We start from the raw sequence: 25,223 nt of genomic DNA, 5'->3' as shown, positions 1-25,223 counted from the left end.
AATATCCTTAAGAGAGAACAGCCTGCTAGACTCGCAGAGACAATTATACTCCAAATAGTTCCAAGGTAATAGTTCCTAAGCTATAAAATATTTTCCTCACACCGCCAAAGCCGCCGTCTCCCGCTTCAGCCACGCCCGGTGCTCCTCATCCAGCAGCGGAGCCAGCTTATCGTACACCTCAGCATGATAATGATTCACCCAATCCAGCTCTTCCTTGCTTAGCATAGACAGCTCAATCGCCCGGGTATCTATCGGCAAATAACAGAGGTCTTCAAACTTCAGGAATCTGCCAAACTCCGTAGTCACATCCTCCGTAATCAGCAGCGTATTCTCCGTGCGGATACCATGACGGCCTTCCTTGTAGACTCCCGGCTCTACCGTGATAATCATCCCTGGCTCCAGGACAACAGGATTCGGCTTGAAGCTGAACCGCTGCGGCTCTTCATGCACATTGGAGTAATACCCCACGCCATGCCCGGTTCCGCACTTGTAATCGAGGCCGTTATCCCACATAGGCTTACGTGCGAGAATGTCGAGCGTAGATCCGGTGGAGCCATAGAGGAACTTGGCCGTAGACAGCGCAATCACAGACTTCAGCACCAGTGTAAAATCTCTCTTCTCCTCATCCGTCAGCGGCCCAAGCACCAGCGTGCGGGTGATATCCGTTGTCCCGTTCTGGAAGTGCGAGCCAGAATCCAGCAGATACAGGCCTCTGGCTTCCAGCTCTACCGGATGATCGGCGGACGGCGAGTAGTGCATCATCGCAGCATTCGCGCCGTAGGCAGAGATACTGGAGAAGCTTAGCTCAGCGAATAAAGGCTGCTGCCGCCGCAGCTCCAGCCCCTTCTCATCGGCTTCAAGCTCGGTCACCGGACGAAGCGGAACCGTCTCCTGCAGCCATTTGAACAGTCCGACCAGGGCAGCCGCATCCTTCAAATAGACATCACGGATATTACGGATCTCCACCTCATTCTTGATCGACTTAAGGGCCACCACAAGGCCCGGCGCTTCTATAGGATGAGCGGATTCCGGTATGGCTGCCGCCAGGCTATACCCGGTTTTGTTCGGATCATACAGCACGGAAGCCGCTTCAGGGAGCGTCTGCAGGAACGGAAGGATGTCCTCATACTCCCTGATCTCCACGCCATCCCGGGCCAGCGTCTCCTTATCTCCCGGGGTGGCCTTATGTCCTCCGGCGAACAAGATTGCATGATCTACCCCTACTACGGCAAAAGCGGTCACATACGGATTGAACGGGATGTCCCGTCCCCGGATGTTGAACAGCCAGCACAGATCATCCAGTGCGGACAGCACATAATAATCAGCGCCCTTACGCTTCATCCCCTGCCGGACCTGCTCCAGCTTGTCCACCCGGCTGAGGCCCGCATACTGTTCATCATGCAGCATTAGCGGCTCGGCAGGAATCGCCGGTCTATCCGTCCAGATCGCGCCTACCGGGTCGAGGTCTGTAATCGTCTGAATCCCTTTCGCCGCGAACTTGGCCTGCAAGCCCTTCATAGCGGTTACGGACAACGTTCTGCCGTCTACGGCCATACGTGCGCCCTGCGGTAATTCCTCAGCCAGCCATTCATCCCATTGCGGGACGCCCGGCTCTGCCATACGGAACATACGGATACCGGAACCCTCCAGCTCCCGCTCCGCCTGAATGTAATACCTGCCATCCGTCCACAAGCCTGCGTCCGTTGCCGTGATTACAGCCGTTCCTGCGGAGCCGGTGAAGCCGGTAATCCAGCGGCGGCTTTTCCAGTGCTCCCCCTCATATTCACTTAAATGCGCATCCCCGCTTAATACCACACAGGCCGCTATCCCGCGCTCCGCCATCCATTCTCTTAGCTTATGTACTTTCTCCTTAGGCAACATATCAGCATCTCCTTCTCTCTATCTAGTCTACTGAACCATCATACACCTGCCTCTCAAGGAAAAAAAGGAAAGACACCTCAAAAAAAAGATGAAGACCCTCAGGTCTCCATCGTGTCACTATCGCCTTTCCGTACCAGCTGCCGCCGCTGCTTCCCCTTCTTGATCCACAGCCGGTCCTGGTCATCCCGGTAGAATCTGATCCCGAACAAGCGCAGCGGTGTCCACACTTCCCTAAAATAATAATTAGGCATGGTCCATTTCTCCCAGACTATAAATAGATTTGCTCCTAATTATAGACCGGGATACCTGGTTTGTTTGTCGCATTGTGGAGGGCAATGGGGAATAGCATTACTTTTTTTGTAAAAAGACACTTTATAGGTAGGCTCCAATTTGAACTTTGTATTGTTCGTTCTCTTCTTCATCTGCTTGATTCCGATGCTGCCCAAACAGATCGACACATTTGATTACATTGCTCTCGTTATTGATTCTAGCGGACGATTCCAAGCTTTGCAGGATGAATCTAATTCCTTCTTTGCGCTTGTTATTTAAATAATAGGCTGCTAATTCAGCAAGGAATTGAGTGTGTTGGTCCAACATAACCTGCCTATTATAATCGCCAAATTCTGTAGAATACGTCCGGTAAGGAATATAGGCTGCAAACCGCTCCAGAATAGAATCAACATTCCAATTGTAGCGGTTAGCCGATGAGATAATATTGTGTAAAGCTATGAATATCTCATCTGGTCGCTCAGAGATAAATTCGACATATTCAGAGAGGCCCTCATATTGGCCTCCCATCACCCGATGGAGCAGTCTATTTGCGGTACCCCACTCCTGGAACTGAGCCATAGTCCGCTTCACTTCTTCATTGTCCTCCTGTATCCAGCTCCCATCCATATAGAGGAACACCCAATCTAATGCCGATTGATAGTCTCCTAATTTCTCATACACAGTTGAACGGATAAGCTGAGCGTAAAGGATATAAAAGTACAGGGGTTTTTCGGGTTTTTTCTCGTTACTCTCTCTACGGTCCGACTGAAGCTGAAGATTATAATGAAGAGTTGCTAAACACAGCATTTTCTTCGCCAAATCATCCACTTTATGCCACCGATGCATTGTAGCATATACATGACCCAAATGCTTCAACCCGTCCAATTGATCCGCTTCATCCAGCCGGTCCAAGTAACTTTCGAAGAGTAGCGCCGCTTGCAAATTCTGCGTCTGGTCATCACCAATGGCGATACGGAACAGACGGTATTGGCACAACGCAAGTCTCTCAGAATTCTGATATTTCTCACTGACACTCACATTCTTATACAGCAACTCGGCAGCTTGCCACAGCCCCTCTCGAAACAGTCCTTCGGCCACTTCAAACAGCATGGGGGCATAGACCAGATTCTCCAGCAGATTCTGAACCACCTGTTCAACGCAATCCAGACGGCCCAGCTCAGCCGATCGCACAAGAAAAGGCCGCAGACGCCGCCAATTGGGTGACGAGAAAAAGAAACATTCATCCACGTATAAGCTGTAAAAATGATCCTCCGGTAGATCCATTGCCTTGGTGATTCTCTCCAGATGGTTCATAGCAATGGGCTGCTGACCACTAAGTATCCGGCTGAGCGTTCCTGAATTAATTCCGGATTGTCCAGAGAATTGATGAATAGACATTCCCTTCTGCGACAAATGCAACGCTAATAGATCACGAATCATAGTTCTAGTAGTAGGGACCACGCAAACACCACCTAACTGGAATCTAATATAATTTCTTTTATAGTTGTAATAATATGTCACATTGTTCTGATGGTCAATAACGTAGAATACTACAGATGAGTATAATCCGTGAACTACAGGCAACCCATTTGCATTATGGTAAAAAATTAGAGACCCTATTGGTCTCATAGGGTCTCTATCGTTTCGAAATCATATTTGCTTAGCCGCTGTCTCTGCTGTTTCCCAAGCTTTGAAAGCATATCATTGCTGCCCGGTGAGCATCAACCATCACCTAAACCGTGCCCCATAGTTTGAATAAAAGATTGAGTGCTGATATTTGCTACGAGCTCAGTAGTACCAACTGGTATAATAATTGCAATAGCCAGACTACAGGAAGCTAGAAGTTTGATAAGTTTCCTTTTCATGTGAAACCTGCACCTCTCTAATTAGAAGTTTGTATTGCTCTTTCTCTTCTTCATCTGCCAGATGCCGATACTGTTCGAATAGATCAACACATTTGAGAAGATTGCTTTCGTTATTGATTCTAGCAGATGATTCCATACTTTGCAGGATGAAGATAATTCCTTCTTTGCGCTTATTATGTAGATAATAGAATGCCATTTCAGCAAGAAACCGCGAGTACTGGTAGGCTATGACTTGTTTGTTATGAAGAATGCCGTACTCTACAAGATTTGTCCGGTATGGAATATAGGAAGCAAATCGATCCAGAATATAATCAATATTCCAATCGTAGCGGTTAGCCGACAAGATAATATTGTATAATGCTATAAATATCTCATCTGGTCGATCGGATATATATGCAACATAGTCAGAGAGCGCCTCATATTGTCCTCCCATTACCCGATAGAGCAGTCTGTTTGCGGTACCCCACTCCTGGAATTGGGCCACAGTCCGCTTCACTTCTTCATTTTCTTCCTGTATCCAGCTTCCATCCATATAGAGGGATACCCAATCTAATGCCGATGGGTAGTCTCCCATTTGCTCAGACACATTTGAACGGATGAGCTGTGCGTACAGGATGTAGAAGTACAGGGGTTTCTCAGGTTTTTTCTCGTTACTCATTCTGCGGTCAGACTGACGCTGGAGATTATAACGTAGAGTCGCTAATTGCTGCATTTGCTTCGCCATCTCATCTACCTTATGCCACTTGTTCAATGAAACATATACATGAGCGAGATGCTTCAACCCGTCCAATTGATCCGCTTCATCCAACCGGTCCAGGTAACATTCGAAGAGATGTGCTGCCTGTAAATTCCGTGTCTGATCATCACCAATGGCGATACGGAACAGACGGTATTGGCACAACGCGAGTCTCTCGGAATTCTGATACTTCTCACTGACACTCACATTCTTATACAGCAATTCGGCAGCTTGCCACAGCCCCTCTTGAAACAGGCCTTCAGCCACTTCGAACAGCATGGGGGCATAAACCAGATTCTCCAGCAGATTCTGAACCACCTGTTCAACACAATCTAGACGACCCAGCTCAGCGGAGCGCACAAGAAATGGCCGCAGACGCCGCCAGGTGGGCGACGAGAAAAAGAAACACTCATCCACATATAAGCTGTAGAAATGGTCTTCCGGTAGATCCATCGCCTTGGTGATTCGCTCCAGATGGTTCATAGCAATGGGCTGGTGACCACTAAGTATCCGGCTGAGCGTTCCTGAATTAATTCCGGATTGTATGGAGAATTGATGAATAGACATTCCCCTCTGCGACAAATGCAACGCTAATAGATCGCGAATCATAGTTCGAGTAGTAGGGACCACGCAAACACCACCTAACTGGAATCCAATATAATTTCTTTTATAGTTGTAATAATATGTCACATTATTCCAATGGTCAATAACATAGATTGCTGCAGATGAGTATAATCCGTGAACTACAGGCAAGAGGTTTGCCATTATGGTAAAAAAATAGAGACCCTATTAGTCTCATAGGGTCTCTATCGTTTCGAAATCATATTTGCTTATCCGCTGTCTCTGCTGTTTCCCAAGCTCCACCCACGCCGATCCGCAACATCCCGGTAGAACCTAACGGTATCCATCGCGAAGGTGTCGTGCCTTATCAGCGGAACCAGCGCTTAATCTGCTCAAGCGACCCCTTCGCTTCAGAACCATTGTAGCTGAAGGCATTGCCAATCATCTTAATTCAGGTTAAAAAAAGAAGAACGTTTCAATTGTGAAACGTTCTTCTTTTTTAAAATTTGTATTGTTCCAAAAAAGTTGTTACAGAATTAACAGCTCTATTCAGTTCTTGAAACTCAATGGGTTTATCATTAGATATTATAGTTATTTTAATCAATATATTATTATAAGATAGTATACATTCGTTAAACTTTTGAAAGAATGGATTTTCTCTAGAAGTCTCTGTAGATGCTGGCAAGAAAATCATATCTTTACCTACTGAAGAGTGTAAATAAATCAAATCAATTAGAGCTAAGTTTTCATTCTTTATATTCGTATAAATGATTCTTTCTTGTGTTTCTTGATTAGTTTGTTCACCTGTCAAAGTTAAAATAGATCTCGTACCAAATGACGATTCTTTGTCAATTGCAACCAAGTTAACATTATCAGTTTTTTCAGTTATTTCCGAATCTGCTATCTTAAGTTCTTTTATCATATTATCAAATAAAGATCTGTACTGATTATAGGATATAGGTGATTCACCATTCTTGAGTACTTCATCATGAGATTTAACATCACAGGAAGAAACGGTTAAAGCTACTAGTATAACTAAAAGAAGAGGTAGAGTTCTTCTATAAAACTTAAATTTTATGATCTGCATAGACATACTTTGTAACTGAATCATTAACAGCCCAACCAGACTCACCTGTGTAGTACAATCCAACTAAAGAAGAAGTGCCTTTGATATACTTTTTCCATCTCGCTTGTCCTTGACCATAACCGCCACCTTGATATTTAGTGAAGGATGCAGCCCATCCTGAAGGAACATTTACTGGTCCCATTTCAATAGTTGTACTAGCGTATGATGTTTTAGATTTACTCCAATTTCCACCTAATGAAACTGTTAAACTAGACAAAAATTTCGGGCCAAATTCAGCTTCAGCTGAAATATTGGCACCAACTGACCATTGCGTTGTAATTGAGTTTTGTTGGGTGTATTTTAGTGGCAATGGTTGAGAACTATGGTTATCAATAGACACTTTAGAAACATAAAATCTATAGTCATCTAGTTGTGTAGAACTTAATGTCCAGCCGTCAAAAGCGTAAGTATAGTTGCTATCGCTCCAAGATTGTGTCCCAATAGTGCCCTTAGTTGCATTTCCTAATGCAGAAGGGACAATGTACGGTACTGTTTTTTTATTACCATTTAGATCAACTTCCCAAGCAGTAGGGGGGGCAGGTTCGTATTGCTTCTGACGTTCAATCTCTTGTTGATCAGGAACAGAAGTAAATACGTTAGTTGGTGAAGTGGTTGAAGTATCAACATTTGTACTGGATTCAGCATTAATGCTGGCAGGGTAAATAGAGCACAAAAGTCCAAAGGTAGCTAGCATTGTCAAAGCTTTCTTGTTCATAAATACACTCCTGATATTGTATTTTAGATTGGAATGTTTAGAAAAAACCATTTTTCGGTTTAACAAAATATTCCACTAATGATCTTGATTATACATGTAATATCGTAGAAATCAATCCAAAAGATAGTATTTCGTTGTTAGTTCTGTGTCCGTTTGGCTTCTCCCTCCAACTGTTCCCTAAGGTCGCACACTAGCCTTGTATTTTTTTCACATATCAAAGAATTCGAATTCACTCTCTTGACATCGTGTAGCACCATACACTGTTCCTATAAAGGCCATACGCTTACGGAATCCTGGCGAATCTACCTTCATTATTACTACAATATCGATAAAGATCCCAATTCAGAAAGAAATCCGGTGTATTGGTTGGCTATGACTTGTTTGTTATGAAGAATGCCTTACTAATTAACATTCTAATCATAGCGGTTAGCCGATAAGATAATATTGTATAACGCTGTAAATATCTCATCTGGCCGGTGGGAGATATATTCAACGTATTCAGAGAAACCTCATGCCACTTGTTCAATGACACATATACATAAGCAAGATGCTTCAATCCATCTAACTGATCCGCTTCATCCAGCCGATCCAGGCAACATTCGAAGAGTAGCGCCGCCTGTAAATTCCGCACCCGGTCATCACCAATGACGATAGGGAATAGACGGAATTGGCATATCGCGAGTCTCTCGGAATTCTGATACTTCTCACTGGCACTCACATTCTTATATAGCAAATCGGCACTTTCCACAGTCCCTCTTGAAACATTCCTTCAACCACTTCGAACAGCACGGAGACATAGACCAGATACAATGGGTTGCTGACCACTAAGTATCTGGCTGAGCGTCAGATTAGTATAATTCATGAACTACAGGCAACCTGTTTGCCATGAGCACAAAATAAAGAGACCCTAAGGGTCTCATAAGGTCTCTGTCGTTCCGAAATCACATTTGCTTAGCCGCTGTCTCTGCTGTTTATGCTGTTTATGCTGTTTCCCAAGCTTCACCCACGCCGATCCGCAACATCCCGGTAAAATCTGACTTGTTTCTATCGCTAAGGTATCCGCACTTCTTTTGTTGTCAGACCTGCCTTATCGACGGAACCAGCTCTTAATCTGCTCCAGCGAACCTTTCGCTTCCGGGCCATTGTAGCCGAAGGCATTGCCAATCATCTTAATATATTCGTTAAAAGTCGTCTCCCGGCTATACCGGTCACTCCACCAAGCCTTCGCGTTATAACCCGAGTCCTCCCCGATATACGTCAGCTCAATCCCCGACTTCCTATACACATGATCAAAGATAAACTTTACCCGCCTCATATGAAAATCCGACGACACCACAATCGCCGACTTTAAGCCCTTCTGCTTCATGATTGGAAGCGTGAGCTGCGCGTTCTGGTAGGTACTCTCCGCAGCATCTTCTGTCAGTATAGCGGATTCCGGGATGCCTAAGGAGAGAGCAGTTTCGCGCATGTCTCCTGCTGGGCCGGTGATCTCCTTAGCGTTAGACAGCAGGAGCTGCGGCGCATAGCCTTTTTGAAACAGCTGAACCCCTTGCTCCACCCGCCCTCCCCCGCCGCTGAGGATGATGATAACATCTGCTTGCTTGGGAGCCTCGGATACCGGAAGGAAACGCCCGGCGCACAGGAACAGCAAGACGATTAACAGAAGGGGCAAGTACAAAAAGAGAATTCTTTTTCTGCGCTTGCCCATCTTGGTCCTAGTTAGGTTACGGATCATAAGCTAATTCCGGTACTCGCCGCTAAGAATCTGTTCCCACCACTGTGCATTCTCCGTATACCACTGAATGGTCTGGGCGATCCCGGTCTCGAACGTATACGTAGGCTTCCAGCCCAATCTCTCCAGCTTAGCCGGATCAATCGCATAACGTTTATCATGACCCAGCCGGTCGGTAACGAATTCAATCAAATCCTCAGATTTCCCCAAAGTATGAATAATCGTCTTCACAACCTCAAGATTGGTGCGTTCATTATGCCCGCCTACGTTGTACACCTCACCGCTTACGCCCTCATGCAGCACCAGGTCAATCGCAGCACAATGATCCCACACATGCAGCCAATCCCGGATATTCGCGCCATCTCCATAGACAGGAACCTTCTGTTCATTCAGAACCTTAGAGATTGTAAGCGGAATGAGCTTCTCCGGGAAGTGGTACGGGCCATAATTATTAGAGCAACGGGTAATGTTCATCGGCAAGCCAAAGGTCTCGTGATACGCACGGACTAACAGATCGGACGACGCTTTGCTTGCACTATAAGGACTGTTAGGCTGGAGTGGGGTCTCCTCCGTGAAGAATACAGCAGGGTCCCAGTCCAGTTCGCCATACACTTCATCCGTAGAGACATGAACGAACTTGGTCACTCCAATCGCACGGGAAGCATCCAACAGCACCTGGGTTCCCATCACATTCGTACGGACGAATACCGCCGGATCTGTAATAGAGCGGTCCACATGACTCTCGGCTGCGAAATGAACCACATAATCAAATCGCTTCTCTGCAAAAAGAGACTGAATAGCCTCACGGTCCGCAATATCCGCCTGTACAAAGTGGTAGTTATCCCGATCCTCAATCTCCTTGTGCTTGGAGAGGTCACCAGCATAGGTCAACAGATCCAGGTTGTAGACATCGTAATCGGAGTACTTATCGATCATGTACTGCACGAAGTTCCCGCCAATGAAACCGGCACCTCCGGTAACCAGCAATTTTTTTCTATTCATCAATTACACCTCAGAATCATTCAATTGGATTTCGATCTGCTTCAGGGAGTATAAGTAAAATTCAGAACAGCATCTTGCAGGAGCGGAGCCTGCTCATCTTTGCCGGAGAGAACGGGGGTAACGTGGAGCGGCCACTCAATCCCGATAGCCGGATCATTCCAGAGAATGCCGCCATCACAGTCTGGAGCATACAGCTCATCACACTTATACTGAACTTCAACATCCTCGGTCAACGTCATGAACCCGTGGGCGAACCCCTTGGGAATCAGCAGCTGCTTCTTATTCTCTGCGCTTAGTTCAACACCAAACCATTTGCCGTAAGCGGGACTGCCTGCTCTGACATCCACAGCCACATCGAATATGGCCCCACGGGTACAACGTACCAGCTTGGTCTGAGCCTTGGGATTGAGCTGATAATGCAGGCCGCGCAAGGTGCCTTTAACCGCAGAATAGGACTGATTATCCTGGACAAAAGCAATATCAATGCCCTGCTCTCTGAACTTCGCAGCACTGAACGTCTCCATGAACCAGCCTCGGTGGTCTCCGAATACCGCAGGTTCAACTATATACACGCCTGGAAGCGCCGTTTCTGTTAACTTCATATCCTCTACACCTCTACTGCTTAATATTGAATTTTTCCGGTAGCAACCTTAATCAGGTATTGGCCATACCCCGTCTTGCTTAGCTTCTGCCCGCAACTCAGCAGGTGCTCCTTCGTAATCCATCCGTTAATATATGCAATCTCTTCCAGCGCGGCAATCTTGATCCCCTGATGATCTTCAATCGTCCGTACAAAATTGGTGGCATCCACCAGACTCTGATGAGTCCCCGTATCCAGCCAAGTGAAGCCGCGGCCCAGGAGTTCGACATCCAGCTCTCCCATTCTAAGATATGCTTCATTAATGGAAGTAATCTCAAGTTCACCCCGGGAAGAAGGCTGCACGTTCTTGGCAATCTCCACCACACGGTTATCATAGAAGTAGAGGCCCGTAATCGCATAATTAGACTTAGGCTGTACCGGCTTCTCTTCCACACTCAGTACCTTACCTTCATCATTGAACTCCACCACACCGAACCGTTCCGGATCTTGCACATGATACCCGAACACAGTCGCCCCCTGCGCCTTCCCGGAAGCACGCTGAAGCATCTTACGGATGCCATTCCCATAATAAATATTATCTCCAAGAATCATAGCCACAGCGTCATTCCCAATAAACGATTCGCCCAAAATAAAAGCCTGAGCCAAACCGTCAGGACTGGGTTGTACGATGTATTGAAGGGAAACCCCAAACTGAGAACCATCCCCCAAAAGACTCTCAAACCTCGGAGTATCCTCAGGTGTGGAGATGATAAGAATATCTCGAATTCCGGCCAGCATTAAGGTGGATAAGGGATAATAGATCATAGGCTTGTCGTAAATAGGCAGTAGCTGCTTACTAGTTACCATGGTTAATGGATAGAGCCGGGTGCCGGAGCCTCCGGCTAGGATTATGCCTTTCAAATGGTAACCTCTCCTTTGAATAAACAATTACAAAAATAACTTCCCTCTAGTTCGAGCCATTATGTAGGACCCAAAATTCGAGAGAAGTAGAAATGAAAATCTCTAAGCTTTCACCAATATATGTTCAATAAATTCTCTAACTGCACCATTTCCACCATTAAATACACTTATGAAATTAACGACATTCTTAATAGTGCTAGTTGCATCTGCAGGGCACCCACTGTAACCACATGCTTTCATACATTCTAGATCGTTCTCATCGTCACCAATGTAAGCTATCTCATTAAATCCAATGTTATATTTCTTACTTATCATATCTAGGCCCGTGATTTTGTCATGTATACCTTGGTATACATCTTCAATTTTCAATTCCATTGCTCTATTAGTTACAATTTCCGAACTTCTAGCGGTTAGTATAACTGGTTTAATACCCATTGCGTTTAATTTGGTTATTCCTAAACCATCTTTTACACTAAAAGCCTTCATGACTTCACCTTGTGGTCCAATATAAATCTTGCCATCAGTTAATGTCCCGTCAACATCCATAATAATCATTTTTATCATATAATTATTCCTTTGTTCAAGATTGCTTGTATTCTTATTGTTCCAACTACTTTATTAAGTTTATCAATTACGGGTGCACAAGATATATTATTATTTTTTAGTATCTGAAGAGCTTCAACTGCCATACTCTCAAGATTAATGGTAACTGGTGTTTTAGTCATAATCTCATTTACAGAAAGACCATAAACATCTACACCTTTCTCAAGTTGTCGTCTCAGATCTCCATCAGTTACAACACCAATAATATTATTCTCATTATCAACCACAGTAACTATTCCAAGCCCTTTCTTGCCCATTTCAATAATTGCACTTTTTAAAGTAACATCTTGTTGTATAACTGCATTATCCTCGCCATAAGCCATTACATCTTGGACTTTAATCAGTAATTTCTTACCTAGTGAACCGGCAGGATGGAATAATGCAAATTTTTCCTCAGTAAATCCGTATACTTTAGAAGCTACTACAGCAAGAGCATCTCCATAAACTAAAGCAGCAGTTGTACTAGAAGTTGGGGCTAAACTAAGATTACAAGCCTCATCGAAATTCGGGAAAATTTGAGAATAATCACTATATTTCACCAATGTAGAATCAGCATTCCCTGAAATCCCTATTAAGATCGCACCAATTGCCTTTATGTTTGCTAGTAATCTAGTAATTTCTTCACTTTCCCCACTGTAGCTTAAAGCAATAACGACATCATCACTTGTGACCATTCCTAAATCTCCATGAAGAGCTTCACCGGGATGCAAATAGAAGGATGGCCCACCTAGACTAGCCATAGTCGCAGCGATCTTACGTGCAACATGACCCATCTTTCCCATACCAGTAACTACTACTTTCCCTCTACATTCAGTTACAATCCTCAAGATGTTAATAAAATTGTCATTTAAATGATCTCTTACAAGCTCAAGTGCTTTAATTTCTATATCAAAAACTCTTCTGGCTTGAGTAACATAATCCATATGCCTAGCCCCTATTCTATTAATTCACAGCTTGGTATACTTTTATTAATTTTTCTAGTATAGGCTTCAAGTCACTTAATTTAACCATGTTCGGACCATCGGATTTAGCATTGTCCGGATCAGGATGAACTTCCATAAATAATGCATCTATACCGACTGCCATAGCAGCTCTTGCTAAATACTGAACGTAGTCTCTGTTACCACCAGTTGCGTCCCCTTTGCCACCTGGCTTTTGTACACTATGTGTAGCATCAAATACAACTGGATATCCAAATTTCTTTAATTCTATTAAACCAGTCATGTCAACCACTAAAGTGTTGTAACCAAAAGTAGTACCACGTTCACAAAGCATAATATTCTTATTTCCGCCCTCTTCTAACTTCCTAACAACATTTTTCATGTCCCATGGTGCAAGGAATTGTGCTTTTTTCACATTTACAATTTTGTTAGTTTTCGCGGCAGCAACCAGTAAATCTGTCTGTCTGCACAAAAAAGCAGGAATTTGAATGATATCAGCAACTTTTGAAACAGGCTCAGCTTGGTATGGTTCATGGATATCAGTAGCGATTTTCAAGCCATATGTATCCTTAACTTTCTGCAAAATTCTAAGACCCTCTTCAAGACCTGGTCCTCTAAAGGAATCTATCGATGTTCTGTTAGCTTTATCAAATGAAGCTTTGAAATAATAATCAATTCCTAGCTCATCTGTTACCGCCTTTACCTCTTTAGCAACTTGTAATACTAATTCCTCACTTTCAATCACACATGGCCCAGCTATCAATTTAAACATGTTCTTACACTCCTCTTAATTATTTTCTATAATTCTTATTGCAAAGTCATAATCATCTTTAGTATCGATATCTACTGCTTCAATACTATCCACCTCTTGTATATATGGTTTGAACCCAATTCTTCTGTGATGCTCAGTAAAAATCTCTTTTTCGAACATGAAGAAAGCGCTAGTTTCAACATAAATAGGTTCCATATCCTGAGTGCGAGGAACATCATTAATATCATAGTTTATTGGCTCACCTTGATACCATGCAAAAGTTTGTATTTTTTGAGCTGAAAAAGCAGAATCATGACCTTTCTTAAGAATACTATTTAGTGAGTTGCTAATAGTTTCACGTTTAATAAATGGTGATGTAGTATGTGCCAGAACATAAATGTCAGCATCAACCTGATTAATAAATGCTTCATAAATCTCAAAACCTTTTACCATATCACCATCTAATCTTGAATCTCTCTTAAGAAATTTCGCACCCAAAGGTATATAATTCTTTACTTCCTCGTCACTACAAAAGACATAAGTTTCATCAATGCCCTCAACATTATTCAAAGTATCAACAATATGCCAACATAAAGGATGTCCTGCTATTGGAAGAATATTTTTGTGAGGCAGTCTTTGGCTATTTAACTTAATGGGAACAAAAGCTACGACTCTTTTTTCAGTCAAAATCCCCTCCACCTTTCTAGAATTAATTTATAACAAAGGAGAATCTATCATTCTTTAGAGATATGAAAGTGTATAATCCAAATCCAACTATAGCTATTCCCCATCGTGCAGATGCATAATCCATCAAGCTATAAGTTAATACAGTTGCAAATAAAACTGTAATTACCGGTTTTAAATAAATTTTAATAGGAAATAACTCATTATCTAATTTTCGAGCTGCCCGATAATGAATACCAAACGATACCGCGTAAGCAATAACTGTTGTAAATGCAGCCGCTATTGCCCCATAATGAGGAATAAAGATAAAGTTTAATCCGATATTAATCATTGCAGCGATAACAGTATTAGTCGCTATTACTTTAGTAGATTTATAGTAGTATTCTAAATCGACTGAAATTGAATACAAAAAAATTATAAAGGATGCTAATACTACTGGAGGAATTAGGTTTCTACCACCCCAATATTCTTCAGGAGCCATAAATACTAATATCTCGGGAGATATTAGTAGTAAACCAATAATAACAACTACCACTAATTCTATATATAAATTCACTCTCTTATTAATAATATTTTTTTCACCTTGTTGCAATTTCTTGGTAAACCAAGGTATCCAAACGCTTTCCATAGATGAGGTAACTACTAACGCGATCATACTTAAGCTATACACTAGACTAAAGATACCAGTCTCAGCTGCACTACGGAATGCAGTTATCATAATTCTATCCGCTACTGATAAAATATTCATAGATAGTCCATGAAAAATCAAAGGAATAGACAATGATATGCTATATTTCCAGTAAATCTTACTAATAATTTTTTTCCCTTTAACAAAGGACGATACAAGAAGATAAATTCCTACCACAGACGTTACCATTATGTAGGGTATTATTCTTCCGAGCGCTTGATTATTCTCGATATTTACCAGCAAAGCAATTGATAATACCGTTATCAAAACATTCGGTAATGCTAATAATATTGTTTTCTTAATATATTCCATAGTCATCATATATTTAATACTTATACAATTAATTATAAAAGTCATATAAGATTGCACTAAACAGAAAATCACCAATATTAAATTAACCTCTTTGAAAAAAGAATACATAATTATTAGTATTAATACCGATGAAACCAAGAAGTTAAGAAATGAAAGAAACAAAATAGAAGAAATATAAGCTTCAAAATTTTCTTTGAAATCTATAAAAGCCGTTCGGATAGAATGTCCTAAAGAAAGACCAACTACTAAGGATAAAATAGATACCCACGACATATAAGTATTAACTATTCCATAGTCGGAAGTAGACATTAACCTTGTAAATATAGGTATTGTAAGGAAAAGTATAGCTTTATCAAATAAATTCCCAATGAGATAGAATCCGCCTGCCTTAGTATTTTCATTTTTAAATATACTTATTATCGAATTCATTTATTCACCTTAAGATTGAGGATTTCGTCTAAGTCTACTCTGGGAAAAACCTCTAACATTCCACCTCTTGTAGCATTATAAATCATAATATTATTAGCATCAGCAAATTCTTTAGCTTTTTCATAAGCAAACATCATACGTTTCCCAGCAGTTTTATATGTGGAGTCAAAAACTCCAGAAGAAACGAAATGTTGATTATCTTTGTTATCTGAATAATTACAATCGCATCCCATTAAAACTATCTCTTTAAACCCCATATACACTGCAATCTGGATCAAAGAATAGGTAATTGTATACCCATCGTACACTTTCATATAACTATTTTCGCTAAAATCTGCAGTTAAATCTTCATAAGTTACCAAGTGATTTAACATATTAAGAGGATAACTACACCATTTTTTTTGATAATCCTCCCAAGAGTCTTTAATACTGTCTCCTATTATTATTGTAGATTTCTTGATAGATGCGATATCCCCCTTAAGTTTTTCATAGACATAAGTATCTTGTATGCCATAATAGGTCGTTTCCCAACCTATTTCTCCATAAATTTTACATAGTGAATTCATTCCAAATGTTTTCTCATCACGTACCTTATTTAAATCCTCAATTGTTAAACTCGGGCCCGTAGCTATTATAAAACATCTTTGATTTTCATTAGTGTTCTTTAGTTTTTTTAGATTTTTGTAATGAAAGTTAGAAATTCCTATATATCTTAAAAACATTCTCATATTAAAAATAAGTGTTTTCCCATAATAATGTTTTATTTTTTTTATTATTAAGTACAAACTCCTGTGCTTTTCACTTTTCTGTAAATTACGCTTTATTGTTTGAAGCATTTGATTTTATCCCCTCTTCTATAATATCTAAAACAAAAGGAAGCATAATAAATAATAGTATTCCAACCCCCATACTAAAACTATTATTCAGAATTGAATAAAAAACAACAAATGCTATTATAATTTTATAAAGATCTCTATTGATTGTAGTAGTACACTTGTATAGCAAGGTAACAAAATATTTTTTGAAAATAAATAGATATGATACCAGACCTACTATCCCATATACTGCGAGATGATCAATTAATTCAGAATGACTACCAATTCCAACTGAATACACTGCGTTCAGCCCATACATTTGTTGATTTGCAAAATGTTTACCTATGCCAAATATCGGAGAAGAAATAAAAGTTTCTAAGCTTAGTTTGGCCAAATCAATTCTTACTAAATACTCATCAATAACCAAGTTACCTGTATACATTTTTTCTAAAAAGTTGGCCAAAGAATAGAATCTTTTGCTTAAATCGTGAGAAGCAACGCTATCACCAAATAATCTGAAAATATATGGTAAAAAAAACAAAGAAAGTAATAAAGTTATAATAAAACCAATTAATAACAAAATTCTCTCATTCTTCTTGAATCTATTTATTTTCCATGTTATTAACATCGCCAAAGAGGCACAAATAAATAATACTATTGAAGTCATTTTCCCTGAAAAAGCAAATAAGTATATTAAATTTATTGTATAGGCACCAAAAACTATTTTTTTATATTTAGTTTGATTGAGCATTAACAACTGGCAAATCAATGCACATAAAGATAGCTCGAAGGCAAAAGTAGTACCTCCAATGTTGTACTGTTTATAAACATCATAAAAATTTATGAGTTTATTTCCATTAGGGTAAAGCAATAATAATCTCATATTGTCAATTGCATTGAATGCATAAATCATAATAATAGCTAAAATGATAATCATTTTATTTTTGACATTTAGTACACCATTATAAAAACAAAAAGCAACATAAGAAAACCAGAAGAGCGCATAAACAAAAAAGTTACCCCAATCTGATGTTGAAAAACCAACTAATCGAAGAATAAATACATATGGTATCCAGAAACAAATTAGTACAAAAAGGGCGATATTAACTCTATTACTTAGATAAGACTGTATTTTAGAGGGTATAATAAGAAGAAAAGTAAATATCCATACTCCAAGTATTACACTTAATAATGTAATTGACTGATTATAAAACCAATAAGGAGTTACAGCATAAAGTATAAACCCAATAAAACTTGCTATGCTTAACAAAGATAGTTCAGCATTAACTGATTCTTTTTTTATTAAATCTAAAGTTTCCCGACTTGTTGCAGGTCTCATTAACTAACGTCCCCCATATTGATACCTAAGGAATCAATATAAATTCTTTCAAGCTTCTTAACTACACTTTTAATATCATATCCTGATTTAGAAATAATCCCTTCCATATTACTTCTTTCCATCTCATTTTTTTTACTTATTATTAAATTCGCCCAGTATTCTTTTCTTTGATTTAGATCAACAAACTCGATTAAGTTACTAATTCCAGCTTCTCTAGGTATAGTGTTTGATACAATACACTTTAAGCCCGAAGTTTGTGCTTCAACTAGAACAATTCCTAATCCTTCAAAAAGTGAGGGAAAAACAAAAACATCCATGGCCTGCAATAAATCTTTAATATCGTCCCTGGAACCTAAAAATCTTACAGCACTTCCTATCCCCAAAGATTTAGATTTTTCTTCCAAACATCCCCTTAAAGCTCCGTCCCCTACAATTAATAGAATAGAATCTGGAATTTCCTTCAAAACCATTTGAAATATTTCCAACAAATATTTTTGGTTTTTTTGATCAACAAGTCTTCCAATATTTCCGACCACAAATTTATTTTCAACACTCAAATTTTCACGAGTTTTCCCCCTTATATTTGAGTCATATAAAAATTTCGATGTTTCAATTCCATTCTTAATAACTATCCCATTACTCTCAAATTTCTTTCGACCAAATAAATAAATTCCTGCCTCCCTTGCACATGCTAAGAAATCCGTAGAATTCTTTCTGATAAGTATTTTCATATATTGAGCATATAAGAAAGTTATTAAGTTTTCCTTCGGTCTATTTTTAATATTGTGTGAATGACAAATACGAGCTTTGACACCAGCTTTCTTAGCTGCTTTCATTACTAATCCATTGTTTAAAAGTGTATGAGAGTGAACAATGTCATACCCCCCTTTTTTAAATATATTTTGACAATTGATTTGAAATTCATTATAATTATCCGACGGTTTAGGAATTCTAATAACATTCCCCCCTAATTTATATACCTCCTCCTCATACTCTCCAATTTCATCTCCATAAACTAAATAGTCACAATTGAATATATTCCTGTTTATAAATCTAAAGTAATTCATTGCAACTGTTTCCGCTCCCCCAACCTTCAAGGTACCAATAACATGCAAGATCTTGATTTTATTCATACTATTCGACTCCTATTAAACAATTCATTTTTGTTCCAATAATAAAATATGTCTTTATTTAATTTAGAATAATAAAATTAACTGTAATTCAATTAAAAACTGAGTTGAAAATAATTTTTAACGTAGCTTTGATATTATAATTCTTCTGATATATTTAGACCAAAAGAAAATACGCAAAAACAGATAAAAATTCAAACTTAAAATTGAGTCCTTTCTTAAATCTTGAATGTTTTTCACATTACCCTCGTACATACCTTTTAGATTAGCAGACAAACCACTGTAACCAAATGAAGGCTTCCCCCCCCCGCAGTTTACCATTTGAACAGGCAAGTGATAATAATTATAATAAGTACATATTTTCAAAAAATAGTTTCCATCTTCAGCATATTTTTGCTCTTCATCAAAATAGCCAATTTCGTCTATTATTCTCCTTCTAAATACAGCTGCTGGTGTAACTGGAAAACTTTTTAGACACAAGTCTTTTACACTTGCCTTATAAAGGTTATCAATTTTTTTAAAAATAATTCTTAAACTGAGTCCATTTGAATTTCCACCCAAAAAATCTATATCCGGATTTTTTTCTATTGTCTTTAATTGAATCTCGATTTTATTAGATAGCCATTCATCATCCGAATCAAGTAAAGCAATCCATTCTCCTCTAGATATCCTCATACCAGCATTGCGTGCAGACGAAACCCCTCCATTTAATTTATCAATTAGAATTATAGGTAGATCATCATTATATAAAATATATTCCTTAACAATATTTAATGAATTATCTGTAGAACCATCATTAACAACTATAATTTCAAGTATTCTATCATACGCTGTCTGTTCTTTAACAGAATCTAGTGTTTTTGTTATAGTATTTTCGCTATTATACATGGGTATTATAACCGAGAAGTTCATTGGCCTCACCTATTGTTCATTTTATTGTTCAAAATAATATCAAATTAAGCAAAATTTCATTCAAAAAAAAATCCAATGTTATTTACAATAAAATACTAAATCCACTTATCCAGTTTTAAGTCATACCTTTTTATAACTTTTGCTGGATTTCCAGCAGCAATGCTATTCTTTGGAATGTTCTTAGTTACAACAGCATTCGCCCCAATAATACAACCATCCCCAATACTAACTCCTGGTAATATAGATACATTTTCTCCCAACCACACATTGTTCCCTATACTTACTTCTTTATAATGTAGTGGGCGTTTATTAGGTGGAACTATCGGGAGTGAGTCCACACTTTTGTCCGAGTAGTTACCATGATGAGTATCGGTGATAAATACACGAGAGGCCATAAGAACTCCACTACCAATAACAACTTTATAATTGGCAACTATATGTGCATAGTCCCCAATCACACAATTATCGCCAATTGTTAATTTTGCTTTTACCTTTACTCCATTCATTTCTATACGGCAACTATAACCAACAGTAAAACCTGTACCGTAGCTCATGCATTGCTTTCCTCTCACCCTAATGGGAAGACGTATCAGCCTTGCTTTTCTCCAAAATAACTTAGTATAAATTAGAGCAATACCATTTGTCAGGATTTCTCCAAGACCATAATTACTTGATCGTTCATCACTCATTCATTTCACCACAATCTAATTAGAAATTTTATGAAAGACTTTTTCGAGTTTTTTATTAAATGCCTCGTGAGAAAAAAAATTTTCAAACACCGTTTTAGTATTCTGTCTCATCAACTGAATGTCAGACTTACTGATTGCAGCTACTTTGACCGCAACTTCTTTAATATTATCTTTAGTGACGTTAAAACCAATACTATGCTCATCGACTAAATAAGCTGTATCTGCTTGAATATTATTTAGTATAGGTAGGCTTGCTTGGAAGTAATCTATAGACTTCATTGTTAAGCCTACACAAACAGAATCCTTCATTATATTTATCCCAAATAAGCAGAGGTCAAAAATAGCTCTTTTCTCTTCCTCATTATATATTCTTCCGTGGTATTGAACTCTAACACCAAAGCTTTCAGCTTCACGTATTAATTGCTCTCTATTCTCACCATCACCAATTATATGCAAGTAAACTGGCTTTATTTTATTAATTTCAGCAAGCATTTTAACTATTAATGAAATGTCTATAATACTATTAATTGAACCTAAATAGCTTACATTTATTATATTTGTGTCTGTACTTGGAGTACTGAGAATCCTACTTTTTTCTTTAGTCAAATAGAGAACTTCTTTATTAGCGCCGTGCAATATGTAATCTAGTTTATCTTGGTATAGTTCACATTCTGTAACTATTACGTCTGCGGAATCTAAATTATCATCTCTTAGTTTTCCCCACAATTTAAAAGGTAGTGATAGCAATAATTTGGCTTTTGTTGAAGGAAAAGTTTCTGGCCAAAGGTCATACAAGTCATATACTACTTTTACATCATTCTGCCCTTTATATTGTGAAATATATTTAGCTAAAAAATTAGGTGGTAACATTACATACAATAGATCTGGTTTTATACGATTCAACTCTTTTAATGTACTCTTTGCGAATAAGTAGTGTGAATACAACCTTTGAATGGATAAGTTTTTACTATAAGCCATAACTTTTATTTGAATTGCATTAGGCCGGTCAATACTATATCTAATTTTATCAATATGATCATAATCCGAAGTTATATACAGAACCTCATAACCTTTGTTTTGCAAATGCTGTTCTACATGCCTCAACCTATCATCATAATAATTAAAACAGCTAATACAAACAGCTTTCATTATAATTACTCCCCATAACCTTCTGACCTCTTTACTGATTCCTTAAAATCAACTACACAATACTCACTTTTATAACTTGAAATATTGCTATCATAGATTAAATCTCCGAACATCTTATTAAGAGTACTGCTCTTATTCACTAAGAAATTTATAATAATATTAAAAGATTTTATAATCTTCACTCTCTTACCATGAATATCTGATATATTTCTCACCAGTTCACTCGTATTGACATACTCCTTATTTTGAGGAGTATATACTCCTTCTGCTTCATCATTAATCAATAAACTAACAAAATTAGATAAATTATCAATATATATCATACTTCTTTTATTATTCACATCTGGGAACACAGGAAACTTCAAAGCAAAGCTTGCAAGTCGCGGATAGTTGCCCTTACAGTTCTCTCCGTATACCATTGGTGGCCTAACAGTTGCCACTTTAAATTTATCATCTTTCAGCTTCATAATTTGTTCTTCAGCCTGCAATTTTGAGATACCGTAGCTTGACTGTGGGTTTGGAACCGTATCTCTAAAAATGATTCCATTTTCAACCCCATAGACACTCATTGAACTGAGAAATATGAACTGCTTAACCCCGCTGTTCTTAGCTTTCTGAGCTAATTCGATAGTTAAATCTCTATTCACTTTAAAATAAAGAGATGTATTAAGAGTTGTCTCTTTTATATGTGCAATACCTGCTACATGATAAACAACATCATATACGGAGAAATCTTTTTCTTTCCATCCCTCACTCTTTATATCAATAGTCTCAACTAGAATAGCTTTTGATTCATGATGTTTTTCAACCCACTTTTTAAAGGAAGTTCCAATATAACTATTTAGGCCTGTCACCAGTACTTTTTTTAGTCCAATAGCACTCATGTCGAGTCTCTCACCACCTGTATCTTACAAATCAGAAAACTTTAATATCTTAGGCATCCACACTATTGTTGTTGATATCCGTTGTTTGTCCTTCAACAATGCCTTCTTGTTTAAAAACAATTTTTATTGTTTCAAAAAAACAGATTAAGTCAAATTGAAAACTAATACGTTTTAAGTAATCACCGTCTAATTTCGCTTTAATTTCAATTAAGAGCTCATCCCGCCCATTAACCTGGGCCCACCCAGTAAGCCCTGGCTTAATCTCATTCGCCCCATACTTATCTCGCTCTGCAATCAGGTCATACTGGTTCCACAGCGCAGGGCGCGGACCTACTATGCTCATGTCGCCTTTGAGAATATTTATAATCTGAGGAAGCTCATCAAGGCTTGTCTTCCTAAGGAATTTGCCTACTTTGGTGATGAAGAAGTCAGGATCTTGCAGCAAATGTGTAGGCATATCGCTTGGTGTATCTGTGCGCATCGTTCTGAACTTGAGAATATAGAATTCTTTCTTGTTCCTGCCTAACCGCTTTTGCCGGAATAGAACAGGTCCTTTAGATGTGGACTTGATCACCAAGGCGATAATCAAGAAAAAAGGCCATAACAGGAGCATTCCGATTAGAGCCAGTATGAAATCTAAAGTTTGTTTTACGATAAAATAAGGCTTCATTCACTCACCTTGCCCTTAAGATACTATGGTTTACAGCTACTATTGAATTGAATGCATCCTCCAACTGTAAACCATATTTCTTCTGATATTGATACTTTTTCAATCCTATTATTTCCCCAAACCCTCAGCCGCAACTCTTCCATTATCCAGTTCAGCCTCAAAGGCAGCTCTATATTGAGCAATAATAGCTGTGCTATATCCATTAGTGTTTAGTTTTTGTTCAGCGTCAGCGATTATACTGTTAAATGAGGCTTTAAAAGAAGCTAGTTGCTCTATCCCTTTGGCCTTGATACTTTGCTTAGTTGCAGCATCTGTAGCATTCACATATTCCAAAGCAATTCCAAACAAAGTAGAAGTACTTTGTGATTTTAGCGCATTTAACTTCGCTTCGGTCTCACTAGTAATACTCTCATAAGAAACCTTACCAGATCCTGTTCCTGCAGATCCTGAACCGCCTGCTGCTCCACCTGGTTCAGCCGCTGGAGTTGCTGCCGGTGCCGGGGTTGCACTTGCAGATGGGCTAGTTCCCTTATCGGTTGGTTTCGCAGAAGCCGCATTTTCTTCGTAGTCTTTAGAATTTGCTGTTATGGTCTTTGTTTTTGAATTCCAGCTAATGGAATTTCCTACAGATTCCGATAAGAATCTTAGAGGGACATAGATCGAGCCATTTAGCAGATAACTGGACTGGCCCTTGGGTAACGCCTTCGTGCTCCCGCTAAATACATAACTTGCATTAACGTTGTTCAGGGTAATATTCTTGGCTGCAAAAGAAGGACTGGAAGTCGCATTCATCAGGTATTCCTTAATGACTACCATCTCTGAGCTGCTTGGCTCAGCTACGGTTACCTTCAGATTCTTGGCATCCCAGCTCACGCTCTTCTGCAAGGCATAAGACATGAAGCGCAAAGGAACATAGGTGGTGTTATTGTACATGAACACATGTTGTCCGGCTGGCGGCTGTAGTGCTACACCGTCGAATAGCATGGTCACATCCACATTCTGTACTTTGATAGAATTGGATGCTTTGATGGGCGCTGCTGTTGCAGTGGTTACAGGAGTTGCTGCTGCTACTGTGGTAACTGGAGCGGATGCTGTCAGAGGCTCACAGCCCATTAAGGCTACGCTCAGAAGTGCTGCTGCTGGAATCTTGATCTTGAACATGCCTATTCACTTCCTTTTTCTTGGGCTTTGAGTTGTTCTTCTTCAGCTAAGATCTGATCCCGGGTCTTGCCTTGGCTGACGCCGTACTTCTTGGCAATCTGAGCCAATTCGTTATATTGCTCCTCTGAGACTTTACCGAGGATAATGCTGCGGGCTTCCCGCTTCTCTTCATTGGTCAGTCCGCCTTTGGCTAACTCCTGCAAGCGCTTGATGTCAGAGACGCTTAACTGAGAAGCTACGATTGCAGCGACACTGGCTTTATCTGTGATCGTTACATTCTCTTGAACTTCCTTGGCCTTGTCTGTTGAAATATGGGCTAATCCATCCACACCGGCAGGGGTTGGTGCAGGAGTGCTTGCAGGCTTGCCAGTACTTACCGGCTTGTCCGTGCTGACAGCTGCCGGATCAGCGGCATTGCCGGATGCAGGCGTACTATCTGGTGTAGAGCTTGAAGCCGGATTAGCGGAAGCCGCTGGTTCGCTATCTGCTACCACAGGCTCAATCACTTGTCCTTGAGGAACACTGGGCGTATTGTCAGCTTCCACATCGAAGCCGCCTGCCATGGAGTTCATCAGCTTATCGACAGCATAATTGGCCGCGAATAACCCGCCAACACCTGACACCACGATGACTGACAGCGTCCAGATCAATACTTTTTTCCATCTTTTCAATTCAGG

25 protein-coding genes are annotated in these 25,223 nt (G+C 39.6%); all 25 read right to left on the bottom strand.

What is annotated here, in order from left to right:
• Positions 1-96: 96 nt before the first annotated feature.
• Positions 97-1,881, bottom strand: a complete 1,785-nt coding sequence (locus MKX63_RS11415; protein ID WP_341017148.1) for an aminopeptidase P family protein — start codon at positions 1,879-1,881, stop codon at positions 97-99.
• 98 nt (positions 1,882-1,979) lie between these two features.
• The gene (locus tag MKX63_RS11410; RefSeq protein WP_156949675.1) at positions 1,980-2,132 is read right to left on the bottom strand and encodes a hypothetical protein; all 153 of its coding nucleotides are present in this window, start codon (positions 2,130-2,132) and stop codon (positions 1,980-1,982) included.
• Positions 2,133-2,253: 121 nt separating this feature from the next.
• Positions 2,254-3,591: a helix-turn-helix domain-containing protein gene (locus tag MKX63_RS11405; protein WP_341017146.1), complete on the bottom strand. Its 1,338-nt coding sequence runs from the start codon at positions 3,589-3,591 to the stop codon at positions 2,254-2,256.
• Between the two features lie 387 nt (positions 3,592-3,978).
• The gene (locus MKX63_RS11400; protein WP_341017144.1) at positions 3,979-5,319 is read right to left on the bottom strand and encodes a transcriptional regulator; all 1,341 of its coding nucleotides are present in this window, start codon (positions 5,317-5,319) and stop codon (positions 3,979-3,981) included.
• A 493-nt stretch (positions 5,320-5,812) separates the two neighbouring features.
• Positions 5,813-6,406, bottom strand: a complete 594-nt coding sequence (locus MKX63_RS11395; RefSeq protein WP_341017142.1) for a hypothetical protein — start codon at positions 6,404-6,406, stop codon at positions 5,813-5,815.
• Complete coding sequence (locus MKX63_RS11390) at positions 6,381-7,154, bottom strand: hypothetical protein (RefSeq protein ID WP_341017141.1); 774 nt, start codon at positions 7,152-7,154, stop codon at positions 6,381-6,383. Before MKX63_RS11390 ends, MKX63_RS11395 begins: the two co-directional genes overlap by 26 nt.
• Positions 7,155-8,241: 1,087 nt before the next feature.
• Entirely contained in the window at positions 8,242-8,826 is a 585-nt protein-coding gene (locus tag MKX63_RS11385; protein ID WP_341017139.1) for a YdcF family protein, read from the bottom strand.
• A 66-nt stretch (positions 8,827-8,892) separates the two neighbouring features.
• The gene (rfbB, locus tag MKX63_RS11380; RefSeq protein WP_341017138.1) at positions 8,893-9,888 is read right to left on the bottom strand and encodes a dTDP-glucose 4,6-dehydratase; all 996 of its coding nucleotides are present in this window, start codon (positions 9,886-9,888) and stop codon (positions 8,893-8,895) included.
• A gap of 41 nt (positions 9,889-9,929) precedes the next feature.
• Positions 9,930-10,490 carry a dTDP-4-dehydrorhamnose 3,5-epimerase gene (gene rfbC / locus MKX63_RS11375; RefSeq protein ID WP_341017137.1) on the bottom strand — a complete coding sequence of 187 codons (561 nt, stop codon included), beginning with the start codon at positions 10,488-10,490 and terminating at the stop codon, positions 9,930-9,932.
• Between the two features lie 20 nt (positions 10,491-10,510).
• A complete protein-coding gene (gene rfbA / locus MKX63_RS11370) occupies positions 10,511-11,389 on the bottom strand; it encodes a glucose-1-phosphate thymidylyltransferase RfbA (protein WP_341017135.1) in 879 nt (292 codons plus the stop codon).
• 102 nt (positions 11,390-11,491) lie between these two features.
• Positions 11,492-11,953 (bottom strand): KdsC family phosphatase, encoded by a 462-nt coding sequence (locus tag MKX63_RS11365; RefSeq protein ID WP_341017134.1) that lies wholly within the window; start codon positions 11,951-11,953, stop codon positions 11,492-11,494.
• Positions 11,950-12,915 carry a KpsF/GutQ family sugar-phosphate isomerase gene (locus tag MKX63_RS11360; RefSeq protein WP_341017132.1) on the bottom strand — a complete coding sequence of 322 codons (966 nt, stop codon included), beginning with the start codon at positions 12,913-12,915 and terminating at the stop codon, positions 11,950-11,952. Before MKX63_RS11360 ends, MKX63_RS11365 begins: the two co-directional genes overlap by 4 nt.
• Before the next feature lie 19 nt (positions 12,916-12,934).
• Positions 12,935-13,705 (bottom strand): 3-deoxy-8-phosphooctulonate synthase, encoded by a 771-nt coding sequence (kdsA, locus tag MKX63_RS11355; protein ID WP_341017131.1) that lies wholly within the window; start codon positions 13,703-13,705, stop codon positions 12,935-12,937.
• 15 nt (positions 13,706-13,720) lie between these two features.
• Positions 13,721-14,371: an acylneuraminate cytidylyltransferase family protein gene (locus MKX63_RS11350; protein ID WP_341017130.1), complete on the bottom strand. Its 651-nt coding sequence runs from the start codon at positions 14,369-14,371 to the stop codon at positions 13,721-13,723.
• 22 nt (positions 14,372-14,393) lie between these two features.
• Positions 14,394-15,797, bottom strand: coding sequence for a lipopolysaccharide biosynthesis protein (locus MKX63_RS11345; RefSeq protein WP_341017129.1), 1,404 nt, complete (start codon positions 15,795-15,797; stop codon positions 14,394-14,396).
• Positions 15,794-16,633, bottom strand: a complete 840-nt coding sequence (locus MKX63_RS11340; protein ID WP_341017127.1) for a 6-hydroxymethylpterin diphosphokinase MptE-like protein — start codon at positions 16,631-16,633, stop codon at positions 15,794-15,796. Before MKX63_RS11340 ends, MKX63_RS11345 begins: the two co-directional genes overlap by 4 nt.
• Positions 16,611-17,951, bottom strand: a complete 1,341-nt coding sequence (locus MKX63_RS11335) for an O-antigen ligase family protein (protein WP_341017126.1) — start codon at positions 17,949-17,951, stop codon at positions 16,611-16,613. The genes MKX63_RS11340 and MKX63_RS11335 overlap by 23 nt, the downstream gene beginning before the upstream one ends.
• The gene (locus MKX63_RS11330; protein ID WP_341017125.1) at positions 17,951-19,084 is read right to left on the bottom strand and encodes a glycosyltransferase; all 1,134 of its coding nucleotides are present in this window, start codon (positions 19,082-19,084) and stop codon (positions 17,951-17,953) included. The genes MKX63_RS11335 and MKX63_RS11330 overlap by 1 nt, the downstream gene beginning before the upstream one ends.
• Positions 19,085-19,201: 117 nt before the next feature.
• Positions 19,202-19,993: a glycosyltransferase family 2 protein gene (locus MKX63_RS11325; RefSeq protein ID WP_341017124.1), complete on the bottom strand. Its 792-nt coding sequence runs from the start codon at positions 19,991-19,993 to the stop codon at positions 19,202-19,204.
• A gap of 95 nt (positions 19,994-20,088) precedes the next feature.
• Entirely contained in the window at positions 20,089-20,682 is a 594-nt protein-coding gene (locus tag MKX63_RS11320) for a DapH/DapD/GlmU-related protein (protein WP_341017123.1), read from the bottom strand.
• A gap of 15 nt (positions 20,683-20,697) precedes the next feature.
• Positions 20,698-21,831: a hypothetical protein gene (locus MKX63_RS11315; protein ID WP_341017122.1), complete on the bottom strand. Its 1,134-nt coding sequence runs from the start codon at positions 21,829-21,831 to the stop codon at positions 20,698-20,700.
• 5 nt (positions 21,832-21,836) lie between these two features.
• Complete coding sequence (locus MKX63_RS11310; RefSeq protein ID WP_341017121.1) at positions 21,837-22,715, bottom strand: NAD-dependent epimerase/dehydratase family protein; 879 nt, start codon at positions 22,713-22,715, stop codon at positions 21,837-21,839.
• Positions 22,716-22,764: 49 nt separating this feature from the next.
• On the bottom strand, positions 22,765-23,385 hold the full coding sequence (locus MKX63_RS11305) for a sugar transferase (RefSeq protein ID WP_341017120.1): 621 nt from the start codon (positions 23,383-23,385) through the stop codon (positions 22,765-22,767).
• A gap of 108 nt (positions 23,386-23,493) precedes the next feature.
• Positions 23,494-24,546 (bottom strand): stalk domain-containing protein, encoded by a 1,053-nt coding sequence (locus MKX63_RS11300; RefSeq protein ID WP_341017119.1) that lies wholly within the window; start codon positions 24,544-24,546, stop codon positions 23,494-23,496.
• Positions 24,547-24,548: 2 nt separating this feature from the next.
• A complete protein-coding gene (locus MKX63_RS11295) occupies positions 24,549-25,217 on the bottom strand; it encodes a hypothetical protein (RefSeq protein WP_341017118.1) in 669 nt (222 codons plus the stop codon).
• Positions 25,218-25,223 lie beyond the last annotated feature (6 nt).

Source organism: Paenibacillus sp. FSL R7-0179, from assembly GCF_038002265.1.
GTDB lineage: Bacteria > Bacillota > Bacilli > Paenibacillales > Paenibacillaceae > Paenibacillus_AQ.
The sequence above is the reverse complement of the archived record's forward strand: the minus strand, read 5'-3'. Positions and strand labels throughout refer to the sequence as shown.